Annotated in this window: 17 protein-coding genes; 12 read left to right on the top strand and 5 right to left on the bottom strand. The window is 70.3% G+C overall.

Features of this window, described 5'->3' with window-relative positions:
* Positions 1–3: 3 nt before the first annotated feature.
* From gabT to GGQ69_RS14350, 9 genes are all read left to right on the top strand, one after another.
* The gene (gene gabT, locus GGQ69_RS14390; protein ID WP_183529745.1) at positions 4–1,386 is read left to right on the top strand and encodes a 4-aminobutyrate--2-oxoglutarate transaminase; all 1,383 of its coding nucleotides are present in this window, start codon (positions 4–6) and stop codon (positions 1,384–1,386) included.
* Between the two features lie 559 nt (positions 1,387–1,945).
* Entirely contained in the window at positions 1,946–3,577 is a 1,632-nt protein-coding gene (locus tag GGQ69_RS14385; protein WP_183529744.1) for an APC family permease, read from the top strand.
* Between the two features lie 25 nt (positions 3,578–3,602).
* Positions 3,603–4,841, top strand: coding sequence for a cytochrome P450 (locus GGQ69_RS14380; RefSeq protein ID WP_183529742.1), 1,239 nt, complete (start codon positions 3,603–3,605; stop codon positions 4,839–4,841).
* 36 nt (positions 4,842–4,877) lie between these two features.
* On the top strand, positions 4,878–5,138 hold the full coding sequence (locus GGQ69_RS14375) for a ferredoxin (protein ID WP_255459755.1): 261 nt from the start codon (positions 4,878–4,880) through the stop codon (positions 5,136–5,138).
* 3 nt (positions 5,139–5,141) lie between these two features.
* Positions 5,142–6,422: an NAD(P)/FAD-dependent oxidoreductase gene (locus GGQ69_RS14370; RefSeq protein WP_221243824.1), complete on the top strand. Its 1,281-nt coding sequence runs from the start codon at positions 5,142–5,144 to the stop codon at positions 6,420–6,422.
* 46 nt (positions 6,423–6,468) lie between these two features.
* Positions 6,469–7,950, top strand: a complete 1,482-nt coding sequence (locus tag GGQ69_RS14365) for a glutamine synthetase family protein (protein ID WP_183529741.1) — start codon at positions 6,469–6,471, stop codon at positions 7,948–7,950.
* Positions 7,947–8,720, top strand: coding sequence for a substrate-binding periplasmic protein (locus GGQ69_RS14360; protein ID WP_370577199.1), 774 nt, complete (start codon positions 7,947–7,949; stop codon positions 8,718–8,720). The genes GGQ69_RS14365 and GGQ69_RS14360 overlap by 4 nt, the downstream gene beginning before the upstream one ends.
* Positions 8,717–9,544, top strand: a complete 828-nt coding sequence (locus GGQ69_RS14355) for a gamma-glutamyl-gamma-aminobutyrate hydrolase family protein (protein WP_183529739.1) — start codon at positions 8,717–8,719, stop codon at positions 9,542–9,544. Before GGQ69_RS14360 ends, GGQ69_RS14355 begins: the two co-directional genes overlap by 4 nt.
* The gene (locus GGQ69_RS14350) at positions 9,541–10,347 is read left to right on the top strand and encodes a gamma-glutamyl-gamma-aminobutyrate hydrolase family protein (protein WP_183529737.1); all 807 of its coding nucleotides are present in this window, start codon (positions 9,541–9,543) and stop codon (positions 10,345–10,347) included. Before GGQ69_RS14355 ends, GGQ69_RS14350 begins: the two co-directional genes overlap by 4 nt.
* A gap of 13 nt (positions 10,348–10,360) precedes the next feature.
* On the opposite strand, the gene GGQ69_RS14345 is transcribed toward GGQ69_RS14350, so the two are convergent.
* Together GGQ69_RS14345 and GGQ69_RS14340 are read right to left on the bottom strand one after the other, a co-directional pair.
* The gene (locus GGQ69_RS14345) at positions 10,361–11,095 is read right to left on the bottom strand and encodes a hypothetical protein (protein WP_183529735.1); all 735 of its coding nucleotides are present in this window, start codon (positions 11,093–11,095) and stop codon (positions 10,361–10,363) included.
* Positions 11,082–11,915, bottom strand: coding sequence for a FadR/GntR family transcriptional regulator (locus GGQ69_RS14340; RefSeq protein ID WP_183529733.1), 834 nt, complete (start codon positions 11,913–11,915; stop codon positions 11,082–11,084). The genes GGQ69_RS14345 and GGQ69_RS14340 overlap by 14 nt, the downstream gene beginning before the upstream one ends.
* A gap of 424 nt (positions 11,916–12,339) precedes the next feature.
* Here GGQ69_RS14340 and GGQ69_RS14335 point away from each other — a divergent pair, with 424 nt between their 5' ends.
* Both GGQ69_RS14335 and GGQ69_RS14330 read left to right on the top strand, forming a co-directional pair.
* Complete coding sequence (locus GGQ69_RS14335; protein WP_183529731.1) at positions 12,340–13,722, top strand: NAD-dependent succinate-semialdehyde dehydrogenase; 1,383 nt, start codon at positions 12,340–12,342, stop codon at positions 13,720–13,722.
* Positions 13,723–13,953: 231 nt separating this feature from the next.
* Entirely contained in the window at positions 13,954–14,253 is a 300-nt protein-coding gene (locus GGQ69_RS14330) for a DUF4193 domain-containing protein (protein ID WP_010145591.1), read from the top strand.
* A 26-nt stretch (positions 14,254–14,279) separates the two neighbouring features.
* Here GGQ69_RS14330 and GGQ69_RS14325 read toward each other — a convergent pair whose 3' ends face one another.
* Both GGQ69_RS14325 and GGQ69_RS14320 read right to left on the bottom strand, forming a co-directional pair.
* Positions 14,280–14,771, bottom strand: coding sequence for a hypothetical protein (locus GGQ69_RS14325; RefSeq protein ID WP_183529729.1), 492 nt, complete (start codon positions 14,769–14,771; stop codon positions 14,280–14,282).
* Between the two features lie 298 nt (positions 14,772–15,069).
* Entirely contained in the window at positions 15,070–16,515 is a 1,446-nt protein-coding gene (locus tag GGQ69_RS14320) for a hypothetical protein (protein ID WP_183529727.1), read from the bottom strand.
* A 248-nt stretch (positions 16,516–16,763) separates the two neighbouring features.
* Between GGQ69_RS14320 and GGQ69_RS14315 the strand changes: the two genes are divergently transcribed.
* Positions 16,764–18,107 (top strand): GntP family permease, encoded by a 1,344-nt coding sequence (locus GGQ69_RS14315; protein ID WP_183529725.1) that lies wholly within the window; start codon positions 16,764–16,766, stop codon positions 18,105–18,107.
* A gap of 107 nt (positions 18,108–18,214) precedes the next feature.
* Here GGQ69_RS14315 and GGQ69_RS14310 read toward each other — a convergent pair whose 3' ends face one another.
* Positions 18,215–18,796 (bottom strand): TetR/AcrR family transcriptional regulator, encoded by a 582-nt coding sequence (locus tag GGQ69_RS14310; protein ID WP_370577198.1) that lies wholly within the window; start codon positions 18,794–18,796, stop codon positions 18,215–18,217.
* Between the last annotated feature and the right edge of the window lie 108 nt (positions 18,797–18,904).

Genomic DNA, 18,904 nt, shown 5'->3' with positions numbered 1-18,904 from the left:
GTCATGTCCCTGACCGTTTCCCCCTCCCTCCCGACCTTCGACGCGCGGCTGCCCCAGCGCCGCGAACTGCTCACCGAGGTCCCCGGCCCCCGCTCGCGCGAGCTGCAGGAGCGGCGCGATGCCGTGGTGCCGCGTGGCCTGGTCTCGAGCCTGCCGGTCTTCGCCGAGGACGTGGACGGCGGCGTGATCCGGGACGTGGACGGCAATTCCTTCATCGACCTCGGCTCGGGCATCGCGGTGACCAGCGTCGGCGCGTCCTCACCGGCGGTGGCGGCGGCCGTGGGGGCACAGGCCGGCCGCTTCACCCACACCTGCTTCATGGTGACCCCGTACGAGGGTTACATCAGGGTGGCCGAGGAACTGGCGCGGTTGACCCCCGGGGACCATGCCAAGCGGACGGCCCTGTTCAACTCCGGGGCCGAGGCCGTGGAGAACGCCGTGAAGATCGCCCGCCTGGCCACCGGTCGCCAGGCCGTGGTCGCCTTCGACCACGCCTACCACGGGCGCACCAACCTCACCATGGGCCTGACCGCCAAGACCATGCCCTACAAGACGCACTTCGGCCCCTTCGCCCCGGAGATCTACCGGATGCCCATGAGCTACCCGTACCGCGAGGAGAACCCCGGACTGACCGGCCCGGAGGCGGCGCGTCGGGCCATCACTCAGATCGAGAAGCAGATCGGGGCGGAGTCCACCGCGGCGATCATCATCGAACCGATCCAGGGCGAGGGCGGTTTCATCGTTCCCGCCGAGGGGTTCCTGCCCACGCTGGCGGCCTGGGCCCGGGAGAACGGCGTGGTCTTCATCGCCGACGAGGTCCAGGCCGGCTTCTGCCGCACCGGGGCCTGGTTCGCCTCTGAGCACGAGGGCGTGGTGCCCGACCTGATCACCATGGCCAAGGGCATCGCCGGCGGCATGCCGCTCTCCGCGGTCACCGGCCGGGCCGAGCTGTTTGACGCCGTCCACCCCGGCGGGCTCGGCGGCACCTACGGCGGCAACCCGGTGGCCTGCGCCGCCGCGCTGGCGACCCTCGAGACCATGCGAGAACTGGACCTCTCCGCCCGGGCGCGGGCCATCGAGGCGATCGTCGTCGGCCGGCTGAGTGCACTGGCGGAGGAACTGGGCGGTGCGCAGGGCCCGATCGGTGACGTCCGGGGCCGCGGGGCGATGCTCGCGATCGAACTGGTGAAGCCCGGCACCACCGACCCCGATCCCGAGTCCACGAAGGCCGTGGCCGCCGCCTGCCTGGCCGAGGGCGTGCTGATCCTGACCTGTGGCACCTATGGCAACGTCATCCGCCTCCTGCCGCCCCTGGTCATCGACGAGCAGCTGTTGCAGGACGGCCTCGAGGTCCTGGAGGCCGCGCTCCGCGGCGCCAGCCGCTGAGTTCCCGTCGCCCCGTCACCCGCCGCCTCCGAGAGGACCGCGGCGGGTGACGGGGGCGAGGGCAGACTGACCCGCATCCTGCGGGCTCCACCGAGGGGGTTGTGCCGGGCGCATCATGCGCCGGGCACAACCCCCTCGGCGTTCCCGGGGCGGTGGCCCCGGTTGGATACGCAGTAGCACTCAGGGTGTCCCGTCGAGGAGAAAAATCACCCCTTGCGTAAACATCTAAGACTGTTAGTATTTCCCCATGGTTCGGAATGTGGCTCGCATCACATTTCGCCCGGCAACCGGACAGGCTGTGAGGAAACACCCCTTCAGACCCGCCTCGTTGCTGGGATTCCCGGCCTCTTGGACACTGCCCGCCACACGTGGGCGGTGACCTCTTAACCGGGAGGAAACACGCAGACCTCTAGTAGAAACACACCTTTGGTTTATTGAATCCACGCACCTCCACCGGCGGGTACGCCGTCGACGAGGTCATCCGGGGAAGCGCGAATCCCCGCGCCCTGCAGCTTTTCACCGTCTCAGCCGTCCAACGGCTCCAGGCAAAGGACTGAACATGGATCATTCTCCCGCAGGATCCGCACCGACACTGCCGGTCGCCGACGAACCCCAGGAGTACCGCAGCGAGTTCAAGCGCGAAATGGGCTTCTGGGGCAACCTGGCCCTCGGGTTCACCTACCTCTCTCCCGTCGTGGGTGTCTACACCACGATCGGTGCGGCCATCGCGATCTCCGGTGCACCGGCCTTCTGGTGGCTCGTCATCGCCGGCTTCGGCCAGCTCCTGGTCGCCATGGTCTTCGGGGAGGTGGTCTCCCAGTACCCGATCGCCGGTGGTATCTACCCCTGGAACCGCAAGCTCTGGGGCCGCAAGTGGGGATGGATGAGCGGCTGGGTCTACGCCGTCGCCATCTGTGCCACGATCGCCTCGGTCGCCTACGGCGCGGGCCCCTTCCTCGGCAGCCTGCTCGAGGTGGAGATGTCCCCGCTGGCCAACGTCATGCTCGCCCTGGGCATCCTGGTGATCGCCACGCTCATCAACTACGGCGGCACGAAGCTGCTGTCCAAGGTGGCGTTCTTCGGTTTCGTCGCCGAGATCGTCGCGACCGTCGTGATCGGGGCCTGGCTGCTCATCGGCGCCCGCAAGCACGACCTGTCCGTGCTGTTCACCGACTTCCGGCCGGCCGACCTGCAGGGGGACGCGCCCTTCGCGATGGCCTTCATCGGCGCGGCCATCATGGGCATCTACCTGTACTACGGCTTCGAGGCCAACGGGGACGTCGCCGAGGAGGTCGTGGACCCGGGCCGGGTCATCCCCAAGGCCATGCGCATGACCGTCTACATCGGCGGCATCGCCTCGATGTTCATCGCGCTGGGCCTCATCCTCGCCATCCCGGACTTCCGCGCCGTGATGGACGGCACCGCCACGGATCCCATCGGCGAGCTGTTCCTCAGTGTCTTCGGCGCGCAGGGATTCAAGATCGTGCTCGTGGTCGTCCTGGTCTCCTACCTCTCCTGCACCATCTCCCTGCAGGCAGCGGCCTCGAGACTGCTGTTCTCGATGGGCCGGGACCGGCAGCTGCCGGGTTCCGCGCTGCTGCGCCGGTTCAGCGAGCGCCGCGCCGTCCCGCCGTACTCGCTGGCGGCCGCCGGACTCCTTCCGGCCGCGTTCGTGGTGATCTCACTGCTGAGTGCGGATGCCCTCCTCGCCATCGTGTCCTTCGCCGCCCTCGGCATCTACCTGGCCTTCGCCTCCGTGGTCGCCGCCTACCTCCGTGCCCGGTTCAAGGGCTGGCAGCCCAGCGGTCACTTCCGGATGGGTCTCTGGGGCATCGTGGTCGGCTGCGTCGCCCTGGCCTATCAGCTGTTCGCGATGTTCACCCTCGTCCAGCCGATCCCCGGTGCCGTCTGGTACGAGGCCTGGCTGGTGGCCCTGGTCGCCATCGTCGTCCTGGTCGTGGGCCTGGTCTACATGACCTCGGCCCGGCCCTACCTCAACGAGCCCGCCAGCCTGGCGGACGGCCGGGACTACGCCGAACCGATCTCGCCGACGGAGGAGATCGTCGACATGGCGGTCCGCATCGACGGCGGCACGCCCCATCCCTATCCGCACCGCGATTCTCCCCGGGACGGACTCCACGCCGGCGCGCAGGCGTTGGCACCCGATTCGCTGACCCCCGACCCGTCCTGAGACCGGCACCCGAAAGGACCACCCCATGACCCTCACCACCGCCCACGACGTCCCGTACCTGGACATGTCGGACCCGCACTTCGCCATGGCCTCGGAGGCCGTCCGCGACGCCCGGGACGCGAACTGGTACGCCCGGACCAACTACGGCCTGGCCGTCCTGTCCTACGAGGACGTCTCGTCGCTGATGAAGAGCCCGAAGCTGATCCAGGGCTCGGCGGCCTGGCCGGAGCACAACGGCGTGCACAGCGGCGTCTTCCACGACTGGTGGAAGCGCAACCTGCTGGTCCTGGAGGGGGAGGACCACCACCGCATCCGCCGGCTGGCCAACCCGGCCTTCTCCCCGCGCAAGATCGCCGCTCTCGGGGATCGCTTCGAGTCGCTGGCCAACGAGCTGATCGACGGCTGGATCGAGGACGGCCAGGTCGAGTTCGTGGAGGGCTTCGCCGCCCCCTTCGCCACGCGGGTGCTGTGCATCATGCTCGGGATCGACGAATCCGAGTGGGGGACCATCAACCGCCTGGCCTCCACCGTGGGGGCCGCCCTCGGCGTGACGATCAAGGAGGAGATCGACGAGGTCGATGCCGCCCTGGTCGAGCTGCAGGAGTACGCGGAACGCCTGATCTCGGACCGCCAGCAGAACCCGAAGGACGACTTCGTCACCCGGCTCGTGGAGGCCAACCGCGAGGGCGACCGGCTGACCGACCCGGAACTGCGCAACCTGCTGGTGCTGCTGATCTTCGGCGGCATGGACACGACCCGGAACCAGCTCGGGCTGGCGATGCAGTCCTTCATCCGTCAGCCGCACCAGTGGGAACTGCTCGCCGAGCGGCCCCGGGAACTGGCCAAGGCCGCCGTCGAGGAGTCCCTGCGCGTCAACCCCACCACCCGCTGGGTGACCCGTGAGGTGGCCGAGGCCTTCGAGCACAAGGGGCTGGTCTTCGAACAGGGCACCACGGTGCACATGTTCACCTACGCCTCGGGCACCGACCCGGAGAAGTTCGCCAACCCCGAGCGCATCGACCTGGAGGCCGAACACGCGCCCCACTACGCGTTCGGTGGGGGCGTGCACCACTGCCTGGGCCACTTCGTCGCCCGCTCCGACATGCAGGCCGCCCTGCCGGCACTGGCCACCCGGCTGACCAACCTGAGCGTGGTGCCGGGCGGGGACGAGTGGATGCCGGACTCCGGCAACACCGGTCCCGTCCGCCTGACCATCGCCTTCGACCGCCGTGCCACCACGGCCGACGGGCAGCAGACGGCCTGAGCCCGACGCACCGGACACCCCCAGAGGAACAGATCCATGAGCACGACACACGTTGACAGCAGCCGCGAGGCGGCACGCGCCCCCCGAGACGAGGAGCAGAGCATGAAGGTCTGGGTCGACCGCACCCTGTGCGAGAACCACGGGCAGTGCGCCATCGCCGCACCGAACACGTTCGAGATGGACGAGGAGGGCATCCTCCAGTACACCGAGGGCTTTCCCGCGGGCGAACTGGAGTACATCGAGGACGCCATGGACGTCTGCCCGGTCCAGGCGATCTTCCTCAAAGGGGACCAGTGAGCCGTGAGTGAGCACCAGGAACCGCGCATCGTCGTCGTCGGGGCCTCCATGGGAGGGCTCCGGGCCGCCGAGCAGCTCCGCGCCGCCGGTTGGGACGGGGCCATCACCGTGGTCGGCGAGGAGGTCCACCCTCCCTACAACCGGCCACCCCTCTCCAAGGAGCTGCTGGCGCATCCCGGCTCGCCCGAGGACGCACTGGCGACGGTAGCACTGCGCCAGCGTCCGACCATGGAGACGGTGGACTGGCGGCTGGGCGTCCGGGTGGTGGCCAGTGACCTCCAGGGCCAGACGGTGACCCTGGCCTCGGGGGAGCAGCTGGCCTATGACGGCCTCGTGATCGCCAGCGGCATCCGGCCCCGCCGGCTGCACGTCCCCGGACCCACGGTCGGTCGCCACGTGGTGCGGACCCTCGAGGACGCCCTCGGCCTCCACCGGCAGATGCGCCCCGGAGCCCGCGTCGTGGTCGTCGGCTGCGGGTTCATCGGCTGCGAGGTCGCGGCCACGGCCCGCGAGCTGGGATGCGAGGTCCACCTCGTGGAGGGATCCCGTGGCCCGATGCACCGGGTCCTCGGCGAAGAGGTCTCCGTCATCATGCGCGACTGGCTGGTCGGCCGGGGGATCCAGATCGTCACCGGGCACTCGGTGGAGGAATACCTCACCGCCGAGGGCATCCAGGACGACGGTGGCCCGGCCCTCGCGGCCGGGGTGCGCCTGGCGGACGGGACCGAGATCCAGGGGGACGTCGTGGTCGAGGCCGTGGGCTCGGTGCCGAACACCGAGTGGCTGGAGGGCAACGGACTGGACCTGACCGACGGCGTCGTCGTGGACGATCGCCTGCGCGTGGCCGGGGCGGGGCACACCGTCGCACTCGGGGACATCGCCCGGTACCAGGACCCGTGGGCCGAGGGCGAGATGCGCCGGGTCGAGCACTGGCAGGGTGCCATCGACATGGCCAAGACGGCGGCCAGGACGCTCGTCGCGGACCTCACCGGTTCCGAACCGCCGGCAGCCTACGCGGCCGTCCCCAGCTTCTGGAGCGACCAGTTCGGCATCCGCATCCAGGGCATCGGCGCACCCCACCGGGCCACGGGCCTGGCGGTGCTCGAGGGATCACTCGACGCCGTCGAGGACGGCGTGGTCATCCGCTACGACCGTGACGGCCTCGCGGTGGGTGTCGTGACGATCGGCCTGCCGGCCGGGCGTCTCGTGCACTTCCGCAAGCTGCTCGGGCAGCCCACCCCGATATCCGACCGGACGGCCGAGACCGTCGGCGTCGCCTCCTGACCCCTGCGGTGCCCGTCCGGGCTCCGCTGAACAGATCGGAAAGACCATGACTGACACCATCGACCGCACCGTGGGCGTCGAGCCCCACCTGGACCTGCTGGACCACACCGCCAGGACCAACGGCTGCAACCTCACCGAGCTCTACCAGGAGCGCGTGGGCACCCTGCTCCAGGACAACGACGCCTTCGCCCGGCACCAGCAGGCGAACCTGGCCGAGGAGACGGTGGCCCGGATCACCGAGCAGATCGAACGGTCCGGGGTGAAGTACCTCTACTACATGCTCCCCACCCTGCACTCCCGGACGGTGGCCAAGATGGTCCCGGCCAAGCACATCGTGCGCAACCTGGAGAAGGGCATCAGCTTCCATCGCACGGCGTTGTCCGACCTGCAGACCGACATCTTCGGCAACCTGATCGGCGGTGGGGTCGAGGCCAAGGAGTTCGTCGCCCTGCCCCAGGCCGAGACCTTCCAGCAACTGCCCTGGGACCCCGAGATCGGCCGGATCTTCTGCGCGGCCTACGAGCCGCCGCACCTGCCGGTCGTGGGGGGGCGCCCGCTCGCCGTGGACGCGCGGGCGAACATGCACCGCACCCACCAGCTGCTGAAGGACACCTTCGGGCTGACCATGAAGTCCGGCACCGAACCGGAGATGACCTGGCGCGGGGACACCATCAAGCCCGTGCTGGTCCCCGGCCACAGCCCCGCCTACCAGGTCGAGAACCTGGAGACCATGCGTCCGATCTACAAGCGGATCGAGGAGTACGCCGATGCGCTCGGCTTCGACATGATCGAGGGCGACTACGAGGACCAGGGACAGATCGAGCTCAACTGGAACTTCGACGACATCGAGCTGACCGCCGACCGGCTGGTGACCTACCGGCAGATCTGCTCCCAGGTGGCGCGCGAATTCGACGTCGAGGCCAGCTTCATGCCCAAGCCGTACCTGGGCTCCATGGGCAACGGCTGCCACCACAACATCAGCCTGTGGAACCAGGAGGGCGAGAACACCTTCATCATCGACGGCGTCCAGGAACTGCACATGTCCCAGTTGGGGCGGTGGGCCATCGGGGGCATCCTGAAGCACGCCCCGGGCATGATGCTCGTGATGGCCAGCACGGTCAACTCCTACAAGCGCTTCTGGGACCCGGGCCAGTTCGCCCCGGCGCGGGCCGACTGGGGCCTGGACGACCGTGCCAGCCTCGTGCGCATCTCGGCCAACGGCCGCGCCGAGGTCCGCGTGCCGGACGCGGCCGTCAACCCCTACCTGTCCCATGCCCTGCTGGTCGCCTCGATCGCGGACGGCATCGGCAACCGGATCGAGCCGCCGGCGCCGGGCGTGCGGGGCGAGGCCCTGCCGTTGTCCCTCGGTGAGGCCATCGAGGCGTTCCGCGCCGATGAGTACATCCAGCGCAGCCTGCCGCAGGACCTGGTCCAGTTGCTCCTGGACACCAAGTCCGACGAGTGGGCCCGCTATTGCGGCGCGGTCACCGAGTGGGAGTACCAGCAGTACTGGCAGGCGATCCCGTGAGCCGGGCGACTCACCAGGACGCCGTGGCGGTGGCGTCGGCGGGCACCCTGGAGCGGGGAGTGCTCCGCCTGGCCTGCATCGACTCGGAGGCGCACCCGTTGTTCGACCTCTCACCGGACGGAGGGCGGACGAGGACCGGTTACGAACCGGACGCGGCGGCCCTGGTCGCCCAGGAGGCCGGGGCATCGATCGAGTGGACGGTGCTGCCGTGGGACCAGATGCTCACGGCCGTACGGGACGGGCGTGCCGACGCCGTCTGGTGCGGCCAGGGGATCATCCCCTCCCGCCAGGAGCAGGTGGACTTCACGCGACCGTACGCCATCTTCAACGAGTCGGTGCTGGTGCGTGCAGACGACCCGGCGCAGGGCCCGGGGGACTTCTCCGGGCGCCGGGTCGCGGCGATCGAGGGCAGCGCCAACATGCGGCTCGCGGAGACCTTCCCCGGAGCGGTCCTGGTGCCGTTCGCCTCCACGGACGACGTGTTCGGTGACATGATCCGTGCCGTCCGGGACGGGAGCGTGGACGCGATGGTGGACGACGACGTCGTGACCGTGCCCCTGGGTGAGGACCCGGACTTCCGGATCGCCTTCACCGCACCCACCCGCAACCCCTGGGGGGTGGGCGTGGCCAAGGACCGGCCGGACCTGCTGCGGTTGCTGGACGAGGCGCTCGCGCGGGTCATCGCCTCGGGCCGCCTCGAGGCGGCCTGGGACCGGTGGATGCCGCACCTGCCCTTCCCCCAGTCGCTGCACGAGGGCAGGCCGTCATGAGCGGGCAGGTCCACCCCGACGAGGCGCGGCCTCCGCTCATCGCGGTGCCGGCCATGTGGTCCGACCAGATCCGGGGACTGCGCTTCTCCGGTTCCGTGGTGGCCAATGCCGTGCTGGAGGCCATCGTCCGGGCCGGTGGCGAGCCCGTGCTGGTCTTCCCCGGCCGTGCCTTCAGCCGGTGGGACCTCATCGACGGCCTGGTGCTGCCGGGCGGCTCGGACATCCAGCCGGGGCGCTACGGTCAGCCGGCCGCCGAGGGGCTGACCCTGACCGACTTCCGCGGACAGGACGACGCCGACGCCCGGGCGATCGCCTGGGCCGAGCAGTCCGGGGTGCCCAGCCTGCTCATCTGCCGGGGCATGCAGCTGTGGAACGTGGAGCGCGGAGGCACCCTGGTGCAGCACTGGCCCGCCGAGGCTCTGCAGCACACCGGCACCGTACACGACATCGTGGCCGACCCGGCCAGCCGCCTGGGAACGGCCCTGGGCGGAGCCTCCGGGGTGGACGTGTCGAGCTACCACCACCAGGCGGTGGACCGCATCGGGGACGGGCTGGAGGTCGTCGCGCGTGCCCCCGACGGATGCGTGGAGGCGCTCGAGGACCGCAGCCTCGAGATCGTCGCGGTCCAGTGGCATCCCGAGGACCGCGCGCAGACGGTGCACACCGACCAGGCGCTGTTCGACTGGGTGGTGGAGGCCGCCCGCAACCGCCGCGATGCCAGGGCAATTCCCGGCCACGCCCGGGGGGCCGCGCCGACGCCGTACCGTCAGCATCAATCGACCCGGCCGCTCCGGCCCCGACGACAGGAGGACCCGGTCGCATGACCGCCACCGACGACCTGGTACTGAGGCCGCAGGACGTCCTGCCCTCGCCCCTGGAACTGCCGCACGCGGACGTGGACATCGCGGTGGTGGCCCAGCTGAACCTCCCGGGCCAGACGGAGGAGACGTACGGGCTGCTCCAGCGGTTCACCCGGCTCACGCTCGAGGAACTGCGCGACGCGGGGGCCCGGCCCGTGCTGGTCGACGTCAGTGCCGAGGAGGAGCCGGACTACGAGCTCATCCGCCGGGCGCACGGGGTCATCGTCCTGGGCGGTGGCGATGTGGATCCCGCGTTCTACGGCGTCCACGAACCGATCCCGAACGAGTTCGGCCGTGATCCCCGCTCGGACGAGCGGCAGCTGAGGATGATCCAGGGCGCCATCGAGGACGACGCGGCCCTGCTGGCGGTCTGCCGCGGCTCCCAGCTGCTGAACGTGGCGTGCGGGGGGACGCTGGTCCGGGACCTGCAGCCGGGGACGCTCCACCACGGTACCGAGGGCGCGCCCATGTTCCTCGACGAGCAGGTCGAGCTGGCGCGGGACACCCGACTGCATCAGGCCTACGGGCGTGAGCGGCTCACGGTGCGCAGCGGCCACCACCAGGCCGTCGACCGCGTCGGGGACGGGCTGCGGGTCGCGGCCCGGGCCCTGGACGGTGTCGTGGAGGCGACGGAGCGCGTGGACAACACGTGGATCGTCGGCGTGCAGTGGCACCCCGAGGACAGCGATGGCGCCGGAGACGACCGGTTGCTGCTCTTCAACGCCTTCCTGGATCAGGCGCGGGCCCGGTCCCGTTCTCGGGTCTGATCCCGCCGCGCCCTCAGGCGGACCGCTCCGCGCCCCACTGCACGGCCAGCGTCGGCACCCGGGTGGGCAGGCTCATCCGGGTGCCGGTCTCCGGGCCCTGCGGGAGCCGGTCGCCGGGCAGGTAGTGCGCGGAGTTCGAGCAGACGATCCTGTCCTCGGCGGTCACCAGGGCCACCGCGACGTCCAGTCCCCGGCAGCGGGACAGCACGATGCGCTCGAGGGTACTGACCGGGATGTCCGCGCCGGCGACCCCCACGAACACCCCGCCGCCGGCGATGGGCACCGTGGCGGTGAGCACGTAGTCGTCCACGCCCAGGTAGTCCAGGTAGGGCCCTGCCAGCGTGGGGCCACCCGTTCTGCGCGGGGTCTCGAACCAGGGCAGTCGCATGAAGTCGTAGTACTCGGTCGAGTCGGTGTCGTAGACGAATCCGTACGGCTCGAACCCGCCCGCCTGGCTGCGCACCTGCCACTGGATGAGCTGCTCGGCGATGGCGATCCGGTCCGGGTCGAAGATGAAGCCTGCACCATCGGCCATCCTCCGCCGGGACAGCAGGCCGATGGCCTGGTCCCGCATGGCCCGCAGCTGATCGTCGTCGAACGGGCCCACCCGGTCCGTGCCCCCGACGGGGCCGGGGGAGGCCACCGCGGCCCGGACGGCCTCCGCCATGTGCTCCAGGTCGGCGTACAGGTCGTCGAACTCGGTGGCCAGGGATTCACGCAGGGACCTGACATCGTCAAGCTCGGTCATGGGATCCGTCCTCCTGGGCTCCGCGCAGGGCAAGCGTCAGCTTCTGGTCGATCATGTGGAAGGTGTCCGCCGCGATCCGCCGGCCGGTCACCAGCGCCGCCGCCTCCGCGTCCCTGCGTTCGAGGGCGTCCGCGAGCTGTTGCAGGGGTTCCAGGGCCGTGCGGTGGTCGCGCGGGGAACCGACGGGCGCCCACAGCAGCTCACCGATCTCCAGCTGCAGTTGCAGCTCCAGTCCGAGCAGGCGCCGGGACTGCGCCATCACGGCCAGCTCCAGCCAGATGCGGCTGTCCGCGCGAGCCCTGGCCGCAGGGTCCTGTGCTGCGGCCAGCGCGCTGACCAGCCTGCGGAACCGCTCCAGGTCGCTCTCCACGGCCCGCGACGCCGCCAGCCGGGCGCTCGCGGTCGAGACGGCCGCCCGATGATCGCCGATGTCACGGAGCTCCACGACGGACAGGGCGGAGAGCCGCTCCCTCATCGCGCCGGTGGAGACCTCGGGCAGCGACACCACGAACGTGCCCCCATGCCTGCCCCGGCGGGTGTCCACCAGGCCCTCGGCGCGCAGGGTGGCCAGCGCGTCGCGCACCGTGGTGGGTGAGACGCCGAAGGACTCGGCCATCTCGAGCTCGCTGGGGAGGCGATCACCCTCCGTCAGCAGTCCCACGGACATGGAGTCCCGGAGCCGGTTGGCGATCGCCTCGGCACGGTCGACCTCAGGCAGGGCGCGGTAGATGTGGTCCCTCAAGGCAGTGCGGTCGGCGATCACGCGTACCGGAGCGGTCGGCGCGTGGGCCGGGTCCAGGCCACTCGACTCGGAAGCCAACCTGTTCCTCTCGGTAGACATGTCGACGGGGGTGCGGTCCGCCGCGGGAGTCCGAGGGCGACGGGTGGGTACCACCGAGGATAGGTCATGGGCGGAGCCCGCCTGCCGTGACCGGCCGTGCGCGCGCGGTGGGCGGGACGCCTCTGGGCGTGGCAGAAGATCCGAGCAAAAGAATACTTGTAGAGGATATGATCCGTCGAGGGTCGAGCGAACGGCCGGAGCGACCCCCGGGGTCACAGCCCGTGCAGCTGGCGCATCACGGGTCGACGGTCACGGCGGTCGGGCTCCCCAGGAGGCCGTCAATCCGGGCCCTATCTAAACATCACGAACAGATGTTATGTTGGGCGCACGTCGCCTGTGATGCCCGTCACGCGCGGCATTCCCGTATGCAGCGCCCCAGCCTTCGATGAAACGGAGCCCCTCCATGTCGACCACCTATGAAACCCTCGACCCGTCATCTAACACGGTCGTCGCGCGCTTCGACGCCGCGGCCGATGACGAGGTGCAGGCGGCGCTCGAGGCAGCCCACGGGGGTTACCTGCGGTGGCGCGAGACCCCGTTGGGCGAGCGTGTGGCCATCCTGCATCGCGTGGCCGGGATCTATCGCGAGCGCGCCCAGGAGCTGGCCGAGCTGATCACCCTGGAGATGGGGAAGCAGATCGACCAGGCGCTGGGAGAGATCGCGGTGTCCGCGGACATCTTCGACTACTACGCCGCCAACGCCGAACAGTTCCTCGCACCACGCCGCCTTCCGGTGGACACGGGCACGGCTGAGGTCCACCTGCAGCCGACGGGCGTGCTGCTGGGGATCATGCCCTGGAACTACCCGCACTACCAGGTCGCCCGCTTCGCCGCTCCCAACCTGGCGCTGGGCAACACCGTGCTGCTCAAGCACGCGGCCAACTGTCCGCAGTCCGCGCTCATCATCCAGGACATCCTCCGCGATGCGGGGCTGCCCCGCGAGTGCTACATCAACCTCTTCGCCACGCATGACCAGCTCTCCACCGTGATCGCGGACCCCCGGGTCCAGGGGATCTCACTGACGGGCAGCGAGAGGGCGGGAGCCATCGTGGCGGAGCAGGCGGGCCGCCACCTGAAGAAGGTCGTCCTGGAGCTCGGCGGGTCCGACCCCTTCATCGTCCTCGACGACGTCCGCCTGGAGGACACGATCGAGGCGGCGGCGAGCCGGCGGTTGGCGAACGCGGGTCAGGCCTGCACCTCGCCCAAGCGGTTCATCGTCGTCGAGGAGGTCTACGACCGGTTCGTCACCGGGCTCAAGGAGCGCTTCACCGATGTCCGCGTGGGGCACCCGGCGCAGCGTGACACGGGCCTCGGCCCGGTGTCATCCTCGGCGGCCCGGGATGAACTCGTGGAACAGATCGAGGACGCGGTCGCCCAGGGGGCCACACTCCACGTGGGCGGCGAGGCACGCGGGGAGGGGTTCTTCCTGACACCGGCCCTGCTCACCGACATCCCGCGGCAGAGCCGGTTGTGGCACGAGGAGGCCTTCGGGCCGGTGGCGTCCGTGTACAAGGTCGCCGACGCCGACGCTGCGGTCGAATTGGCCAATGACTCCCCCTATGGGCTGGGCGCGGCGGTCTTCGGTGCCGATCCGGTGCAGGCCCAGGACGTCGCCCGGCGCCTCGACGTCGGCATGGTCTTCATCAACAGCAACACCGAGTCAGAACCGCACCTGCCCTTCGGGGGAGTCAAGCGCTCGGGCTACGGTCGTGAGCTCGGCCCCCTGGGCATCGAGGAATTCGCCAACAGGAAGCTCATCCGGGTGTCCGATCCCCTGGCCGGCTGAGCCTGCCGCGGGCGGGGTCGGACACCTGTTCCCCGGGCCTGGACGACAGGCCGGACCCGACGTCCGGGTCCGGTCCGTCGATCTCCGTGCGTCCGGGGACGGGCGATGGCGGACGCCTGGGTGAAGCAGCCGGTCCGCTCGCGGAATATGTGGGCCCCTCCGGGTGTTTCAGGCGGGCGGTGTTAGAGCCAGCTCTCCTGGCCACCCCCTGCCGCATGTGAGGAGACCCCGATGGCCACCGATTACGACGCGCCACGCAAGAACGAGGACGAGCTGTCCGAGAGCTCGATCGAGGAACTGAAGAGCACCCGCACGGACACCCAGTCCGCGGCCGTCGACGTCGACGAGACGGAGGCCGCCGAGGGCTTCGAGCTGCCCGGCGCCGACCTGTCCGGCGAGGAACTGATGGTCCGGGTGGTCCCCGCCCAGGCCGATGAGTTCACCTGTGCCTCCTGCTTCCTGGTCCGCCACCGGTCCCAGGTCGCCAAGGAGAAGAACGGCATGCTCTACTGCACCGACTGCGAGGGCTGAGCGGCCCCGCTCACCCGCCGCGGCACTCAGCGCGACCGGGACTCCAGTTCCTCCACGGCGTTGACGGCGGCGAACCGCGACGGACAGTGGTGGTAGGCGACCGTGCGGGGGACGTCCCAGGCATCGCCCCGGCCGGCCCGGCGTACCTCGTCATAGAACGAGGACAGCCAGAACCTGTGGGTCTGGCTCGCCGGGTTGTAGTCCCCCGTGCCGTCGTTCATCGCGCTCCCGCACACCTGGCTGCGCAGCTGGAAGGTATCGGTCTGCGTCAGGTCCAGGCCCGCGGCCTCCAGGTCTGCCTCCCAGTCCTGGGTGAACATCATGCCGCTGTCCCGGACCACGGTCAGGAACTCCCAGTCGGGATTCACGGTCCGGGTCCATTCCGGGGCGGGGGCGGCGGCGGTCACGGTGACCGTGGGATGCGGCTGGGCCGTCGCGCTGCCCGTGGCACACCCGGAAGCGGCCAGCACGGCGGATGCCAGGACGAGGACCATCACGGTGCGGTTGCTGGACTTCACGAACGCGGTTTCCTCTCGGACAGTTGGGTGCCTGGCGCGCCGGTCGCATAATGGTTCCGTCCATCGCGGCGCCGATGGGCGAATGGGCAGCGGGGCACGACTGAAGACATGCGCAGACGCCGCCCTGACCTGGGCAAGGACGGCCCGTCGCGCCACCATGGCGCGCCGATCACCACGGTATGGAGGTGCCCGCACGGTCACACGCGTGCGGGGTACCCGACTGGCACGTGGGTATGCTCCAGGGGCCGAAGGTGCCCATGTCATCACCTGTCATCACCGGGGTTGTCCTGCCGGTGGGTCACGTCGGAGGGCCTGCCGCGCCGGAGTCCCGGGTGGGCGTGCTCGGCGCCGGCACTGCGTCGGGGTCCCGTCCACCCCCGGACCGGGTGGCGGTGGCCGGAGCCTCGTCTCGATCGGCCGTGGCGGGCGCCGGTGCGGCAAGCACCTCGAGGGCCACCAGCGCGAGCAGCACGAGGAGCAGGACGGTCACGATGACGGCGGGGCTCGGCCGGTCCATGACGATGACGATGAACGCGCCCAGGGCGATGACACCGATCCGCAGCGGGCGACGGTAGGAGGCCAGCGCGTGGCCCACGCGCTCCCCGGCCAGGCCTCCCGGGCGGCCGGTCGCGGCGCGCAGGCCGTCGAACCCGGAGGCGATGCCCCTGCGCAGGGTGGTGGCGGCGACGGACGGGCCGGTCAGGTAGGCCGCCGTAGCGAGGATGAGTGCTAGCACGAACACGGCGCGCATGCTCGTCCGCAGGAACCGGACGACGGTGTCGAACGCCGCCGCCGCAGTCTCCCGGGGCAGCAGGTCCGGGGGGATGGATCCCAGGTACACCTCCCGGGCGATCAGCACCGCCGTCCCCAGCAGGAGCATCCCCGCCGCGACCCCCAGTCCCGCGCCGATCGCCGCGCGGCGGCGGCCGCGGGCGAGCAGGATGCCGCTCGCGAGCACGGCGAGGGCGACGAAGGGCAGGGCCGCGCCCAGCGCGTTCAGCACCGCGAAGACGCGCTGGGCGGCGGGGAGGTTGGGCAGTTCCAAGAGGACGAAGGACGTGTGGACCTCCGGGATCCGTGCGGCCACCCCGATGCCGCGGTCGACCAGGCGCTCCTTGACGACCTCGACGAACGGTGCGATGTCGAGCGCCACCTGGCCGTCGGTGATCTCCACACCCTCACGGGTCTGGCCGGTGAGGGTGGCGACGAGCTGGGCGTGCACGGCCCGGTTCGCCTCCGCCCACACGGTGGCGAACCGGTCAGAGGAGACGACCCGCAGGACCTGGTCCTGCAGGAAGGTCTGGACGCCCTCGGTCATCGGCACGGCCAGTCCGGTGATGCGGTCTTCAACCCGGGGCGGCAGGTCGGTGCGAGCGGTCAGGGACTCCAGCGCGGTCTGGGTCACGCCTGGGACATCGAGTTCCTCGAAGACCCGCGCGGTGATCGTCCGGGACAGTGCCTGTTGCAGGGCCGGGTCCTCGATGAGGGGTCCGACGGTCTCGACGTAGGCGTCCGTGTCGGTGACCTGGGTGTCGAGCCAGGTCGCCACGACCGACAGCGGCGCGAGGATGGAGCCCAGGATGATGAGGATCGTGGCACCGATCGTGCGGAGCCGGGACGTCCAGCCGGCACCCGGCCGGGTGGCCGTCCCGGTGCTGGACTCCTGGGCGGCCCGCAGCGCCGCGACCTCGGCGCGGAGCCGGATCAACTCCTCACGGTCGGACGCCGACTGCTCGGTGCTCATCGCCCCTCCCCGGATCGTCATGGGCGGCACGCCGGCCCGTCACGCATTCCCTGTGCCGCTCGGTTCCTGGGGGACAGTGTGCGCTCCGCGGTGGAACGGCCACGGTCCTGTCACCCTCTCCGGGGGAGGCAGCCCGACGACGCCGTGGTCCACGCCTTGACACTGACGCCGCCGCAGGCAGAAGGTGTGCTCCTCGTGCGGGTGACGACGGAGGACTCCGTCGCTCTGCCTTTTGATTGGAGCACGTCATGGTCATCCTGCATACCGTGATCGCGATCGTCGTGATCGTCGTGCTGATCATCTGGCTGAAGGTCGACCCGGTGATCTCCCTGGTCATCGGCTCGCTGTACCTCGGCCTGGCGACCGGCGTGGGTTTCACCGCCACGATCGAGGCGATCGCCAGCGGTTTCGGCGAGATCATGGCGGAGGTCGGCCTGCTGATCGGCTTCGGCGTGCTCATCGGCGCGCTGCTCCATGCGATGGGTGCCTTCCAGAAGATGGTGACCCTGCTGGTCAACGGCGTCGGGGCGCGGCGGCTCCCGTACGCGTTGACCGCGGCGATGTCGACGATCTTCCCGTCCATCTACGTGGACGTGCAGGTGGTCCTGGCCGCGCCCGTGGCGCGGTCGACCGGCCCCTACATCGGCCCGATCGGACTGCCGCTCATGGCCGGTGCGCTGGGAACCGGGATCTTCGCCGGGTACGTCTTCGTGGTCCCCGGCCTGGCGGCCGTCTCCATCGCCGGACTGATGGGTATCCCGCTCGGCACCTGGCTCCTCTACGGCTTCGTGCTCGGCCCGCTGACCGCGATCGCGACGACCCTGGTCTTCCGGCAGCTGCTGCGCGGAGGGTACTGGAAGCAGCCCAGGGACGAGAGGGTCGACGCGGCCATGGTCGAGCTGGAGACCACCGAACTCGTCACGGAGGACAGCCGGACGCCCCCGCTGTTCGTCAGCCTGCTGCCCATCCTCGTGCCGCTGCTGCTGATCGCCTTCGGCGCCTTCGCCGAGCTGTTCGGGTTCTCGAACGACGTCATCGCCTTCCTCGGCAACGCCAACCTGGCGCTCTTCATCGGCCTGCTCGGTGCGTACCTGCTCTGCCGGCGCGTCCTCGGGGCGGACGGGACGGGGGCGGCGATGAGCGAGGGATTCCACACCACCGGTGAGATCCTGCTCATCACCGGCATCGGTGGATCCCTGGGTGCGGTCATCGGGGAGACCGGACTGGACACGATCATGGCGGGGCTCTTCACCGCCGAGGCCGGGGCGCCGGCCATCCTCAGCATCCTGCTGGCCTGGTGCATCGCCGCGGCGCTTCACCTGGCGATCGGTTCCGTCTCGGTCGCCGCGATCACCGCCGCCGGGATCATCGGCCCGGTCCTCGGCTCGATCGACGTCTCACCGATCGTCATCGGCCTCGCCATCGCCTCGGGTTCCATGTTCGCCCTCCAGGTCAACAGCAACTTCTTCTGGATGTTCAAGGCGCTGCTCGGGCTGTCCACGCAGGGCACCTTCAAGACGCTGACGATGGTCACCTCGATCGCCTCGGTCGTCTCCCTGCCCCTGGTCATGGCGGTGGCGCTGTTCGCCTGAGCACCTGCCGGACCGCGACTCAGGCCGTGGCAGCGCGTGACGACCGGGAGCAGGCCACCGCCCAGGTGCGGCGCCGGAACGCTGCCGCCGCCGTTCCCGGGACCCGTTCACCCCGGCCCGGGGCCACCGAGGAGCTGTGCCGCCAGGCTGCGGGCACGGGTGAGCCGGTCCTGTGAACCGTCGAGCCCGCGATGCGCCACCGCCCCCTCCAGCAGCAGGAACAGGTGCTCGGCCAGCTGGCCCGGCTGGGAGACGCCCGGGTCCTCGGCGACGAGCTCCTCGAGCCGCTCTCGGACCAGCCACTTGTGGCGGCGCACGACCTCGTAGGCCGGGTGGGATCCCGGCAGCTCGGCGGCCGCGTTCAGGAACGCGCAGCCCCGGTCGGACGTCGGGGCGTCGTCGAGATAGGAGTCGAACACCGTGAGGGCCCTCGGCCGGGGAGCCGCCTCGATGCGCTGCGCCCACAGCGACCACCACTGGTCGTGCCTGCGCTCCAGGTAGGCGGCCACGAGCGTGTCCTTGGAACCGAAGCGGTCATAGAGGGTGCGCTTGGTCACGCCTGATGCGGCGGCGATCGTGTCCACGCCCACCGCGTGGATCCCGTGCCGGTAGAAGAGCTCGGACGCGGTGTCGAGGATGCGGAGGGCGCCCGGCGTGAGCCGCACCTGCGGATGTTCGGCTGTGCCCACGGTCCCTCCCTTGACTTCACCGAACCTTGACTTCACCGATCAGTATACCTAGTGTCGTGACACCTTCACCGATCTGTGAACAACACGGGGGCTTGCCCCCACGGTCCC

The sequence above is a fragment of the Micrococcus sp. TA1 genome (assembly GCF_014199555.1).
Taxonomy (GTDB): domain Bacteria; phylum Actinomycetota; class Actinomycetes; order Actinomycetales; family Micrococcaceae; genus Citricoccus.
This window is presented reverse-complemented; position numbering and strand designations above follow the sequence as displayed.

Bases quoted from the DNA above. Each gene is read 5' to 3' on its own strand.
- gabT (WP_183529745.1), top strand. From the start codon at position 4: ATGTCCCTGACCGTTTCCCCCTCCCTCCCGACCTTCGACGCGCGGCTG.
- GGQ69_RS14385 (WP_183529744.1), top strand. From the start codon at position 1,946: ATGGATCATTCTCCCGCAGGATCCGCACCGACACTGCCGGTCGCCGAC.
- GGQ69_RS14380 (WP_183529742.1), top strand. From the start codon at position 3,603: ATGACCCTCACCACCGCCCACGACGTCCCGTACCTGGACATGTCGGAC.
- GGQ69_RS14375 (WP_255459755.1), top strand. From the start codon at position 4,878: ATGAGCACGACACACGTTGACAGCAGCCGCGAGGCGGCACGCGCCCCC.
- GGQ69_RS14365 (WP_183529741.1), top strand. From the start codon at position 6,469: ATGACTGACACCATCGACCGCACCGTGGGCGTCGAGCCCCACCTGGAC.
- GGQ69_RS14355 (WP_183529739.1), top strand. From the start codon at position 8,717: ATGAGCGGGCAGGTCCACCCCGACGAGGCGCGGCCTCCGCTCATCGCG.
- GGQ69_RS14350 (WP_183529737.1), top strand. From the start codon at position 9,541: ATGACCGCCACCGACGACCTGGTACTGAGGCCGCAGGACGTCCTGCCC.
- GGQ69_RS14345 (WP_183529735.1), bottom strand. From the start codon at position 11,095: ATGACCGAGCTTGACGATGTCAGGTCCCTGCGTGAATCCCTGGCCACC.
- GGQ69_RS14335 (WP_183529731.1), top strand. From the start codon at position 12,340: ATGTCGACCACCTATGAAACCCTCGACCCGTCATCTAACACGGTCGTC.
- GGQ69_RS14330 (WP_010145591.1), top strand. From the start codon at position 13,954: ATGGCCACCGATTACGACGCGCCACGCAAGAACGAGGACGAGCTGTCC.
- GGQ69_RS14320 (WP_183529727.1), bottom strand. From the start codon at position 16,515: ATGAGCACCGAGCAGTCGGCGTCCGACCGTGAGGAGTTGATCCGGCTC.
- GGQ69_RS14315 (WP_183529725.1), top strand. From the start codon at position 16,764: ATGGTCATCCTGCATACCGTGATCGCGATCGTCGTGATCGTCGTGCTG.